At 55.7% G+C, this 12,130-nt stretch carries 10 protein-coding genes; 7 read left to right on the top strand and 3 right to left on the bottom strand.

The window, feature by feature from the left end:
• Nucleotides 1-28: 28 nt before the first annotated feature.
• Genes NF347_RS11065 through NF347_RS11075 form a run of 3 tightly spaced genes read right to left on the bottom strand, consistent with a single transcriptional unit; the run spans nt 29 to nt 6,005 of the window.
• Nucleotides 29-1,834, bottom strand: a complete 1,806-nt coding sequence (locus NF347_RS11065; RefSeq protein WP_107681522.1) for a RagB/SusD family nutrient uptake outer membrane protein — start codon at nt 1,832-1,834, stop codon at nt 29-31.
• A 21-nt stretch (nt 1,835-1,855) separates the two neighbouring features.
• Nucleotides 1,856-5,227: a SusC/RagA family TonB-linked outer membrane protein gene (locus tag NF347_RS11070; RefSeq protein ID WP_107681521.1), complete on the bottom strand. Its 3,372-nt coding sequence runs from the start codon at nt 5,225-5,227 to the stop codon at nt 1,856-1,858.
• Between the two features lie 25 nt (nt 5,228-5,252).
• Complete coding sequence (locus NF347_RS11075; protein WP_107034995.1) at nt 5,253-6,005, bottom strand: fibronectin type III domain-containing protein; 753 nt, start codon at nt 6,003-6,005, stop codon at nt 5,253-5,255.
• A gap of 264 nt (nt 6,006-6,269) precedes the next feature.
• Between NF347_RS11075 and NF347_RS11080 the strand changes: the two genes are divergently transcribed.
• The 7 genes from NF347_RS11080 (at nt 6,270) to gltX (ending at nt 12,112) form a co-directional block, all read left to right on the top strand.
• Nucleotides 6,270-7,049 (top strand): hypothetical protein, encoded by a 780-nt coding sequence (locus NF347_RS11080; RefSeq protein ID WP_107034994.1) that lies wholly within the window; start codon nt 6,270-6,272, stop codon nt 7,047-7,049.
• 178 nt (nt 7,050-7,227) lie between these two features.
• The gene (locus NF347_RS11085; protein ID WP_107034993.1) at nt 7,228-7,773 is read left to right on the top strand and encodes an RNA polymerase sigma factor; all 546 of its coding nucleotides are present in this window, start codon (nt 7,228-7,230) and stop codon (nt 7,771-7,773) included.
• Nucleotides 7,770-8,204 (top strand): hypothetical protein, encoded by a 435-nt coding sequence (locus tag NF347_RS11090; RefSeq protein ID WP_107034992.1) that lies wholly within the window; start codon nt 7,770-7,772, stop codon nt 8,202-8,204. The genes NF347_RS11085 and NF347_RS11090 overlap by 4 nt, the downstream gene beginning before the upstream one ends.
• On the top strand, nt 8,201-8,656 hold the full coding sequence (locus tag NF347_RS11095) for a DUF6108 family protein (protein ID WP_107034991.1): 456 nt from the start codon (nt 8,201-8,203) through the stop codon (nt 8,654-8,656). The genes NF347_RS11090 and NF347_RS11095 overlap by 4 nt, the downstream gene beginning before the upstream one ends.
• Nucleotides 8,653-9,519, top strand: coding sequence for a hypothetical protein (locus tag NF347_RS11100; RefSeq protein WP_107034990.1), 867 nt, complete (start codon nt 8,653-8,655; stop codon nt 9,517-9,519). Before NF347_RS11095 ends, NF347_RS11100 begins: the two co-directional genes overlap by 4 nt.
• A gap of 67 nt (nt 9,520-9,586) precedes the next feature.
• The gene (locus NF347_RS11105; RefSeq protein WP_107034989.1) at nt 9,587-10,453 is read left to right on the top strand and encodes a hypothetical protein; all 867 of its coding nucleotides are present in this window, start codon (nt 9,587-9,589) and stop codon (nt 10,451-10,453) included.
• Nucleotides 10,454-10,582: 129 nt separating this feature from the next.
• Complete coding sequence (gene gltX / locus NF347_RS11110; RefSeq protein ID WP_107681519.1) at nt 10,583-12,112, top strand: glutamate--tRNA ligase; 1,530 nt, start codon at nt 10,583-10,585, stop codon at nt 12,110-12,112.
• The last annotated feature ends 18 nt before the right edge of the window (nt 12,113-12,130 follow it).

The following is a 12,130-nucleotide window of genomic DNA, read 5'->3' on the forward strand; positions in this document are numbered from 1 at the left end:
CTGTCGCATATTGCAGGGTTATTGATAATCAATAGCCGGGGTTCTGCTCGAGCAGCGGGTCAGCACCGAGAGTGTTGTTGTCAATCGGCCAGAGGAGCTTGTGAGCTTCCTGGGTTGTAAGAACAGGCACCGAGGTCACTACAGCCGAGCCATCGTTTTCCACCATCCATGCGTTGTCCACCGGATTCAGGCCATAACCTATGCAGCCCTGCGGCTGGAACACGAGGTGATCGGTCTGTGCACCGTCCTTGACCAGAGTCAGACGGCGAAGATCCCACCAGCGGTGACCTTCCATGTAGAACTCCTTGTCATACTCCTTAAGTAGAGCGACTTCATTATCAGCAAACGTAGAGGGGATGAAGCCATGAACGGCAGCATCGTATTTCGCACCGTAAGCGCGCTTGCGAACGATGTCGATATTGGTCTTCAGACCGTTTTTGTCGTCAAGATAGTTGCAGCACTCTGCAAGTTTCAGGTGAGCGTCGGCCAGACGGTAGATAGGCACATCCACCTTAAACCGGTAGTAGTTGGAACCGGCGATGATCGACGGGCGGAACTTGATGACGAAGCATCCTGCGAGTTTATAGTCGTGCGGATTAAAGTTATTCAGCATCAAGGTTTTGGTTCCACGATCAGCATCTGTAAGATGGTACTGGGGATAGAAAGCATCACCACGGCTGTCGGCTTCATCGAAGTGATAGTAAAACGCATTCTTATACAGATAACGCATTACGCCGAAGTTGGCCTTGTCCCACACCTTGCTTGTACGCTGCGTCAGCTTGCCATCCTTCTCCTCGCACCAGCGACCGAAACGGTAGGCCTTACCGCTGATCTTGCCCCAGCCGTCGTCGTCCATGGTCGACCAGTAGTTGTTACCGGCCGCACCGGTAGTACGTGCCCACAGGAAGTTGGTTTCAGGCGAAGTATAGTAAACGCCGTCCTCTTCCGACGAGTAGCAGACAGAGAAGATCGCCTCCTTATTGTGCGACGAAGTCCAGATGCTGTAGAAATCCGACTGAAGAGCGAATCCATAATTACCGATTACATTTTCGAAGTATCCCTTGGCGGTCTGAATGTCGGATGTTCCACCGGCGGCATGGTCGCCTGTAGCCACCTTGGCGCTCCAGAGATAAACCTCGCCTGCAAGCATTTCAGATGCAGCTTTGCTCCAGTAATAGTCCTTTTTATTGGATTTGAACACATAGTTTGACTCATTGAAGAGCTCAATCGACTTCTTCACGTCATCCTTGATGAAGTTGAGAGTTTCCTCGGCTGTAGCACGCGCCATGTAAAGCTTCTCGGGATCATATTCGCCCAGAAGCACGTCGGGCACAGTGCGCAGAGGCACACCGCCATACATCTTGTACATCTGGAAGTAGCAGTAGGCACGCTGACCATAAGCCATAGCCATGAGTCCCTTGCGGGTATCTTCATCAAGAATCTCCACGCCCTCGTTCTCACAGCGATAGAGCACTTCGTTGTAGTTGGCGATCATACCGTGCCATCCGCCGAAATTGGAGAACTGGGGATGCGACACATCGACCACCTGCTGGATAACGTCGGCATCGGCTGTACCCGAACCGTCGATAGTCGACAGCGTGAAGATACCCGAGCGAAGTTCACCGGCAGAGAACATTACCTGATAGGTAAAACCACGGAACTGATTGGCAAGCGCTATCTGGTTGCCTTCGAACTCTGTCTTCGTTTTCCAGAAAGTCTCAGGCACATACCAGTCCTGGGGCTTCATATCCAACTCGTTAGCGCACGACATGTACACCATACCCGTGCCGGCAACGATGGATCCGAGAAGTATTTTGCTGATTATATTTTTCATTGTTTTGATTCTGTTGATGGTTTAGAAAGATACGTTCACGCCGAACACAACGGTGCGGGGAAGGTTGTACGTACCGCCGTTACCTGCAGTATTACCGTCCCAGTAAGTGGTGTTGTCAGGCAGAGGTATTGTGCAGCTCTTGAGATAACCGAGGTTCTGTCCGGTAACGCTCAGAGTCAGGCCCTGGCTGGCGAACTTCTTGCAGATGCTTGCGGGAAGCTGGTAACTGAGCGAGAGCTCGCGGCAAGCGAGATAAGCGCCGTTCTGACACATCATCTCGTTGGGACGGATATAGTTGTCGGTACCATACTGCGCAGCCCATGCCACACGGGGATACTTGGCGTTGGGGTTGTCGACAGTCCATGTATCGCGGATCTCCTTGGGGAACGCCATTGCTCCCTGTCCTTCACCGAGCCAGAATGCCATATTCGAGTCATATACCTGGAATCCCCAGCCCATATCGAAACGGGCGTAGAGGCTCAGACCCTTCCACGACAGTGTGGTGTTGAAACCACCGCTCCAGCGAGCGTCGCGGTGACCGATGACCTTACGGTCCTTTGACTCGATCTTGTTGTCGCCGTTGCGGTCCTCATAGATAAGGTCGCCGGGCATCAGACGAACCATATTGGAAGCCAAGTAACCAAGAGCTACCAGACGCTGACGGCCCGATTCGTTGGCGTAAACCACAGCACCGTTAGAGGGAGCTATGTCGATATAGTCGCCGAGGGCGTCGATGTCGGCCTGAGTGCGAGCCATCTTCACTACACCGTAGCCCACCTGCTTGTAGGGATTCTGACCCTCCTGATAGCCGCCGATCCATGTGGTTTCCTCACCGTTGCCGGTCCACACTTCCACGCCACCCTGACGGTTGTTGGCCAGGCCGTTCTCGGGAAGTTTCACGATTTTGTTGTCATTGAGAGTGAGGTTGGCACCGAGAGTCCACTGGAAGTCCTTCAGGCGGAGAAGAGTGGCGTTAACGTCGATCTCAAGACCCTGATTGCGATACTTACCGTTGTTGTATGTAACGGAAGAGAAGCCGGTTGTCGGAGGAAGCGACAAAGGAGCATACTTGTCAGAGGTCGTGCGGTTGTAGTACACAAGCGAGAGGTTGAAGCGGTTCTGGAGGAAACCTAAGTCAAGACCCACCTCACCTGTTGTCGCAGTTTCCCAGCTCAGGTTGGGATTGGGAAGTGCAGAGATGCGGTAACCTTTTTCACCATCATACTGGTAGGCGCCATATGAACCACGGAGAGTGTAATAGCCGAGGCGATCACGGTTGATGATAGCGTTGCTGCCATACGATCCGCGCAATTTGGCATAATTGACAAAACCCAGTCCGGGAGTGTTTTTCCAGAAGTCCTCCGACGAAACAACCCAGCCGGCGCTCACACCGGGGAAGAAGCCCCAACGCTTGTTGAGCAGACGAGAGTATCCGTCCTCACGGAATGTGAAAGCAAGCAGATATTTGCCCATATAGTCATAGCCCACACGTCCGAAGTACGACATCAGAGCCTCTTCAGCGTGATTTGACGACATGTCGCGACTCTCCTGAGTCGTATTGCCAAGCACAGGGAAGGGAGCCGGGCCGTCATAACCGCTGGCGCTGAAATCAAGATATTTGCGCTTGTAGAACTCCATACCGGCCATCGCCTCTACATTATGCTTTTCAGCAAAGGTGCGGTTGAAGTTGGCAACGAGATTGTAGGTCTGGTCGAAGTAGCGAAGGAAGGAAGCACTGGTGCTGTAGTTGCTTGATACGCCGACAGAACCCTCAGGATTGTCTGCACCAGTGTTATTTGTCACATAGGCATGGTTCAGAGCCTGTGTATACTGTTCGTTGTAGTACCATGCCATGGTGCCCTTAAGTGTCAGGCCGTCGATGATCTTGGCAGTGAGGCTCTGGGTCATAGAGAACTTGTCGCTCTGGTAGTCGCGGTCAAATTTGCCCTTGTTGACATTGACGTTCATAGTCGGGTTGCCGGTACCGAACAGTTCATTACCCTCCTCGTCGCGGTAGCGAACGAACTTGTAGCCGAAGCCACGGTTCATGAAGTATACTGTGCTGAGCTGCGGATTGTCATTGAGCCAGTTGGCGCGGGTGTAGTTGAACACCGAATTTGCGGTCAGCCAATCGTTGAGCTTGTAGCTTCCGGTAAACGCGAAGTTATAGCGCTTGTAGTAGGTCGTCTTTACAACACCCTGCGCGTCGTAATATCCGAGAGAAGCATAATAGCTACCCTTATCGTTACCGCCAGAGAAGCTTACATTGTAATCCTGGGTAACAGTCGGTTTGCGCAGGTTGATGTCAAGTATATCCTGGTTCCAGTAAAGGATGGTGTTGTCGCTGACTGGGTCAAGCATCTCCTTCCATCCGCCGAGGCCGAGCAGATATTCGGTCTGCTCGTTCTTCTGAAGGATATTGTAGTTCATGTTGTTTGACCATTCCTGACGACCGATACCGCCGGGCTGGTTGTTGCTGAACAGCATGGAATTCCACGAACCGGCATAGTTGCCTCCGGGGAGCATCCACTCGGTGTTGGTACATGCTGTGCGGTAGTAGTAGAGGTAATCCTCATCTGTACAAGCCTCATAGCCGTTGTTGTAGTAACCGAGACCCACCTTGGCGCTCAATGTCACACGACCTGTGCCGCTCTTGCCGGCCTTGGTAGTGATAAGGATAACACCGTTGCCTGCACGTGCACCGTAGAGAGCCGTAGCGCCGGCATCCTTAAGAATTTCCATTGACTCGATATCATTGGGATTGATATCGCTCATGCTGTCGCGGATATTGCCGTCGACTATCACGAGAGGAGCGTTAGAACCACCGTCGTAGTTCGTACCGCCACGCACTGTGATCGAGGGAGTAGCCGCGGGATCACCGCTGGTCACAGCCACCTTCACACCCGAAATAGCTCCCACAAGAGCCTGAGCCGGGTTGGCGTTGGTGCCGACTGTAAGAGTCTTTTCGCTCACCTTGGCGATAGAGTTGGTCACTTTGGCGCGCTTCTGCGATACGCCATAACCCATTACGACCACCTCATCAAGGACATTGGAATCCTCCTTCATGACGATATTCAGAGGAGCACCGTCCCACACTATGGTAACAGGATTATAACCTATATAGTTGGCCACAATCTTCTGGCCGGGCTTAACGCCTGAAAGTGTAAATTCGCCGTCGATGTTGGCGGAAGCTGCTATAGTGGTTCCTTCAACGCGGACTGTTGCACCAACCAGAGGTTCGCCGGTTTCGTCGACAATCGTACCGGTGCATTTACCGTTGGCCTGCTGAGCCTGAGGCAGCGCGCTTTCGCTGGGTGAGGCTACTGCAGCCATGGGAGCGCATACCGCCATAGCAAAAGCCACACACCAATTTTTTAAGCTGGTATTATTCATTTTGCACTGTGTTTTTGATTATTGTTTATGCAGCCGGAGCAGCCGGTACTGTGTAAGTGACGTCAGCATAGTCGCTGTAGCTGTAGTCGCAATTGCCGTTGCCGCGAGTACGGAAGGAGAAGATATACTTGCGTCCGGGGATCAGGCCGTCGGCCACAGTCGATGTCACATTGAGCTTGTCGGTCGAGAATGAGCCGACATTGGATGTGGTTTCTTTGCCATCTTTAACAGTGACAAGCTTCACCACCAGCTCGTATCCGCCAGCGCTGGTCACAGCCTGTTCAGGCCATGTGAGAGTCACCTTGGCACGGATCACCTTGCCCCACGATCCATCCGAGGTCACACCTTCGGTTTTATAGAAAGTGGCGTTAGATGCCGTAACAGAAATCAGAGGAGCAGTGGCAAACTGACGATAATAGAAATCGCCATCAGTCAGACCACTTTTTTCGCCAGCGAGGCTACGCACAGCCACCGTATATACAGTAGCAGGCTGCAGACCACCATAAGTAGCCTTGTATGTGCGGTTGTCATAATCATTGGAAGTCACTTCCTGACCAAGATTCTCACGCGAACCCTGATAAAGCACCACCTGATAGCCCGCACAATTTTCGTTGGGCACAGTCGACCAATAGATCGAAACTGAATTCGATGTCACACGACAAGAGTTGACAGGCACCTGACCCATCTGGACAGGTCCGTCATCACTGCAGCTGACAAACGAGAACGATGTCGCCAGAATTACTCCCAGCACCATCATTGCTTTTCTAAGCTTGTTCATAAACTGATTGGTTAGTTAATAGGAAATTAAGGTAATATTTTGAGAATTATATGTTGAATTCATGGCAAGGCTGTCGTCGGTTTGGTTAAATACCTCATACATCCATACACAAACTTGTGCAAATTTAAGATAAAAGAATCTACCCCCCCCCATAAAATCTATAAATAATGTTAACAACTGCAATTTTAACAAAAACATGACGGATTCACGCCTCACAAATATAATGCTTTTTTGTTAACAAACAACAATCGAATTCACAAAGCAATGACACCTCACAACCCATGGCATAAACCACTGTTTGCCGCCATACTGGCAATATGCGCCGCTGCCGCGCTTCCGTCAAACGCCGACGACAACGCCATAAGACAGAGAGCCGAGCGACACTACAGCGCCGGCGAATGGGTCAACGCGGCGGCGATGTACGGCCTGCTGATTGACGCCCGCCCGCAGAACACCGGATTCTATGCCCGGGCCATAACCTCCGCGGCTATGCGCGACAGCATCCAGCCGAGGATCGAGGCCGAACAGATGATGCTGCTCCGCCGTGCCCTCGCCGCGCGGGTATCCGTCGACTCACTCATAGCTGCGGTGGGACGCGAAAGCATCACTCTCGGACACGCGCAGATCTACGAACGGTTTCTCACCGCCGCGGCAGCCTGCGAGCCATGGATGTCGCGTATCGTCGACGCCGCGCTGCTCCGTTACTATATATTGCGCCGCAATCCCGTGGCTACAGAAAAATACGCACGCGCTATGCTCACCGGACAACCCGACAACAGCATGTGGCTCTCGGCACTGGCCGACGGCCAACTTGGCGAAGGCGATCTGCGCGGAGCCGCACACACCTGGATGGAGATAGCCGCCGACACCACAGCCGCGCCGACACCCCCCGGACGCACTTCACCACAATGGCAAGCCATGGTGGAGGCCGCGCTGACACTCCGCGCCATCGGACTCACCGACAGCGCGGCCACAATCATGCACCGCGCCTACGACCTCCACCCCACTCCCTACCTGAAGCGCTTGACCGAAGGCGCAGAGTGAGAGGAGGAGAGATCTGTAACAACCATAATAGCCACTATAATCATGAAAAACAGGAGCATACACCAGCCCTTTTGATAATTCTGATCCTATCCGATAATTCTGACTCTATCCGGTCATTTAATTTTTTTCACCTATCTTTGTTGCAAACCGCCACCCCGGTGCGTATCTCTATCGGAATATGGATTCACGACAGCTCACATCCACATTTATGGCCATGCGGCAGCGGCTGCTCGCCATCGCCCGACAGCTGCTCGGCAACGACGATGACGCCGTCGACGCCCTGCAGGATGCCTTCGTAGGCCTGTGGACACGCGCCGACAGCCTCAGCGATGAACGCCACGCACGCGGAGCGACGGTAATATCAGTGCGCAATGCAAGCATCGACCTGCTGCGGCGCCGGGTCGTCAGACGCGGAGATGAAACCGGCGTCATCCCCGAACCGGCCGATGACACAGCGGATTGCTACGGCGAAAGCCATGCCGAACGATTGTTTGGCGAAGTCAGCCGGCTGATGGATGCCCACCTGAGCGAGCGCGACAGAGAGATACTGCGTCTGCGCGACGCCGGCGAGTGGCCGATGGAGGAGATAGCCGCGCGGTTCGGCCTCACCGAGGCACACGTGCGCACCATCGTCAGCCGCGCCCGACGCACCATCAGAGACCGCTACCTCGAGCTTCAACGGATCCACACCGACAACCACAAACACAACCCGCAAACGCTATGACGGATCAAGACACGCACACCACCATCGACCGGCTGACCGAACGATATTTCGCCGGGCTCACCTCACTCGAAGAGGAGCGGACACTGCGATGCCTGCTCGCCCGAGACGGAAGCATCGAGCACAGCCCCCAACGCGCCACCATGGCCTACACCGCCATGATGCGGCGCCAGAGCAGCCGACCGCACACCGCTCTGCGCCGGGCCATGAGCATAGCCGCCGCAACAGCCACAGCCGTCGGACTGACATACGCAGCACTGACATTCGGCGCGGCCGACAGCGAGTGCTACGCCATGATCGACAACCGCATGATCGACGACCGGGCCGCCGTGACAGCCATGGTGGAGGCCACACTCGGAGAGGTGGCGGCCGCACGCGACGACATGCAGGCCTCCGTGGCCAGCCAGTTGAACGAAATAAACCTGCAGCTATGAAACCAAGACTGATATTGCTGGCCGTATTCATGGCCATAGCCTTCATGGCTTTGGGAGCCGACCGAACGAAGTCGGCCGCGATGATCGAACGCCATTCGTCGGCACCGGGAGCCGAAGTGACCGTCATCAAAGGTGGCGACCTGAGCCGCTACGGACTCAGCGAATACCACTCGCTGACACTCCCCTCGGCCACAGCCGCCACAGCCGACGAAATCGCCGCCGCCGTCAGCGCCGACATTGCTTCGGCCACCGACCGCGAGGTCAGCTACCATAACGGACGCATTAAATACGCCTTCCTGACCATGCCGACGGCCGACGACGGACTCAACCGCTATGTAATCTATGTATGCAACCCCGCGAAGAGTGGCCGGCGCAGGGTGGTGCTGATCGACATAAAGGGCAAGGCCACCGCCCGACAGTTACAGAACCTGATCAAAATCACATCAAAATGATACGCTTCACCATAACAATCCTGACCCTCGCGGCCGCGTCCGTCACAGCCACAGCCTCCACTGCCCCCGACACTCTGAAAACGGTAGAGAATCCGACCGAAGTGACAATCGTCACCGGCGGCAGCCGGTCACTGTCGCTGACGGTGAAGAGCGACAGCTCGCGATACGACTTCCTCGCCGAAAATACTCCCGAAAAGAGCGAACCGACGATCGACATCAGCTTTCCGTTCATCGACAACGTCAGGAAACAGCACACTAAAGGACGGCGGACAAAATGGCGCTCGTTTGCCATGCGCGGGATATACGCAGGCGCATCAATGCCCTCCGACGCCGTCCCCGGACTGCGCACCGGATGGGAGCTCGGCATCAGCCAGCTGAGCGGAGTGGAGCTCCTCAGCCCCTCGCGCCGCACATCGCTCACAGCCGGAGTGGGATACTTTTACCGACGCCAGAAAGTCGGCAACGGCAGTCACCTCTCCGACAACGGACATGGACGGATCGCCATAACGCCCGCCCCCGAAGGCACTCACTCCCACAGCTCATCCATAAGCAGCTTCGGCCTGCAACTGCCGGTAATGCTCAAGCAGCAGCTTATCGGCCCAACAGGCATGGCGGTCGGAGTAGTGGGCTTATGGAACACCTACACCACAGCCTCCACCAAGTGGACCGACGCCGACGGCACCACATGCAAGCGCAAGATGAAAGGGCTTCACCAGAGAGCATTCACCGTCGACGCCCTGCTCATATTCAACTTCGGCAGCGAGATCGGATGGTATGCCCGCTACTCTCCAATGCATCTATTCCACCGCTCCACCGGCCCTGAATACTCGCTGTGGTCGACCGGAGTCAACATCGGCTTCTGACCCCCGGCGACAGCCATGCCACTATCTCACATAAGCAACTCGCAGCAAACCACAACACCACACGACAATGAAACGACTGATCATATCACTGGCAGCAGCCATCACAGCCATAGCCGGAATGTCGGCCTCGACCATAGCGCCCGACTCCATCATACAGATCGACAACGCCCGCCGGGTGACCGTCACCGACATCGACGGCACCGTGGCCATAAGCGTCGAATGCCCCGACACCACCCTGACATTCACTCATGCAGCTGCCCGGAGCCACAGTGTGCGCTCCGGCTCCGGACTATTCAGCAACCTCATCAACCGGCAAAGCCGACACTCCGGCAAAGGCTCCGAATGGATATTCGGCTCCGTATCACTGGGCATCACAGGCGCTCCCGGCGCACAGATCGACATCGAGCCGGCCAAATCTTTTGAAATATCGATGCTCTCATTTCCCGGCATCAGATACTACGACGGCTACGGAGCCTTCAGCATCGGCCTCGGCTACACATGGCGCAACTACCGCTCCACCACCGGCCACCGCTTCGTCAAGACAGGCGAAAACTCCATAGGCATAGATCGATTTCCCGAAAGCGTCAGGCCGCGTATGAGCCGCCTGCACACTTTCTCGCTGCAGCTTCCGATGATCTATGAGCACACGTTTCCCTGCCACGTCTACAACACCCGCTTTATGATCGGAGCCGGAATAATCCCCGCCTACAACGCCTACGGCAGCATCAAGACCACATGGACCGATGCCGACGGCCACCGCGGCAAGGATTTCCACCGGGGAGTGGGTATGCGCAAATTTTCGGTCGACTTCATGGCCATGATGCGCGTCAGCTCCGGACTGGGCGTATTTTTCAGATACTCGCCCTGCGACGTTCTCCAGGGATCGTCGCCGCGCTTCAAATCGTGGACAGCCGGAGCCGCACTCCTGCTCTGACAGCCGCCGGCAAGCTCCCCGGCAAGACATCACAATCCCATTATAAAAAGCGATATTACGGTAATGTCGCTTTTTTATCGTAAATTTGCAGCGCAATACTACAGAACACCGATAGATTAACTGATCGAGATGACACAGCAGCGTAAAGTAAGGGTGCGTTTCGCCCCGTCGCCCACCGGCCCCCTCCACATCGGAGGCGTGCGCACGGCTCTCTACAACTATCTCTTCGCCCGCCAGACCGGCGGAGACATGATACTCCGTATCGAAGACACCGACTCCCAGCGGTTTGTCCCCGGAGCCGAAGACTACATCAACGAAGCCCTCGCATGGCTCGGCATCAAGATCGACGAAGGCGTAAGGGAAGGCGGATCGTTCGGCCCCTACAAACAGAGCGAGCGCCGCGACATCTACCGCGAGCACACACGCCGTCTGCTCGACGCCGGCAAGGCCTACATAGCTTTCGACACACCCGCCGAGCTTGAGGCGGCCCGACAGGCCACCCCCAACTTCCAGTACGACGCATCGACCCGCATGAGAATGCGCAACTCCCTGACCATCCCGGCCGACGAGGTGGAGCGCATGATAGCCGACGGCACACCCTACGTGGTGCGTTTCAAGATCGAACCGGGACGCGACGTCACCGTCGACGACCTGCTTCGCGGCAAAGTGACCATCAACTCGTCGGTGCTCGACGACAAAGTGCTATACAAAAGCGCCGATGATCTCCCCACCTATCATCTTGCCAACATCGTCGACGACCACCTCATGGAGGTGACCCACGTGATACGCGGCGAAGAGTGGCTCCCCTCGGCTCCGCTCCACGTGCTGCTCTACGAAGCTTTCGGCTGGCAGGACACCGCCCCGCAGTTTGTCCACCTGCCCCTGCTCCTCAAACCCGACGGCAAAGGCAAGCTCAGCAAACGCGATGGCGACCGCCTCGGCTTCCCGGTGTTCCCTCTCCAGTGGACCGACCCCTCGACCGGCGCCATCTCCACCGGCTACCGCGAGAGCGGATATCTGCCCGAGGCCGTGGTCAACTTCCTGGCGCTGCTCGGATGGAATCCCGGCGACGACCGCGAGATAATGACCATGGAGGAGCTGATCGAATCGTTTGCATTCGACCACTGCTCACGCTCCGGCGCACGCTTCGACTTCGAGAAAGGAAAATGGTTTAACCACAAATATCTGCAGATGATCCCCGACGAGCGTCTCGCAGAGATGTTCAAGCCGGTGATGGAGGCTCACGGCGTCAACCCCGCCGACTTCACCGACGAGTATATAGCCCGCGCCGTAGGGATGGTGAAGAGCCGCGTCAACTTCGTCAGCGAACTGTGGGATCACGCCGGATTTTTCTTCAAGGCTCCCGAAAGCTACGACGAAAAAGCTGTCAGGAAGCGCTGGAGCGAACAGATGCCCGACATCATGCGCGAGCTCACAGGCGTGCTCCGCGGACTCTCCTCATGGCGCAGCGCCGACGCCGAACCGGTTGTGCTTGAATGGATCGCCTCCAAAGGCTACCATCTCGGCAACGTCATGAACGCCTTCCGCCTGACAGTGGTCGGCGAGTGCAAAGGCCCGCACATGTTCGACATCACCGAGCTGCTCGGCCCCGACGCCACCATAGCCCGCATAGAGCGCGGCATCGACAACATCAAATAAGCCACGGCGAGCATATCA

This window comes from Paramuribaculum intestinale (assembly GCF_030759015.1).
Lineage (GTDB): Bacteria > Bacteroidota > Bacteroidia > Bacteroidales > Muribaculaceae > Paramuribaculum > Paramuribaculum intestinale.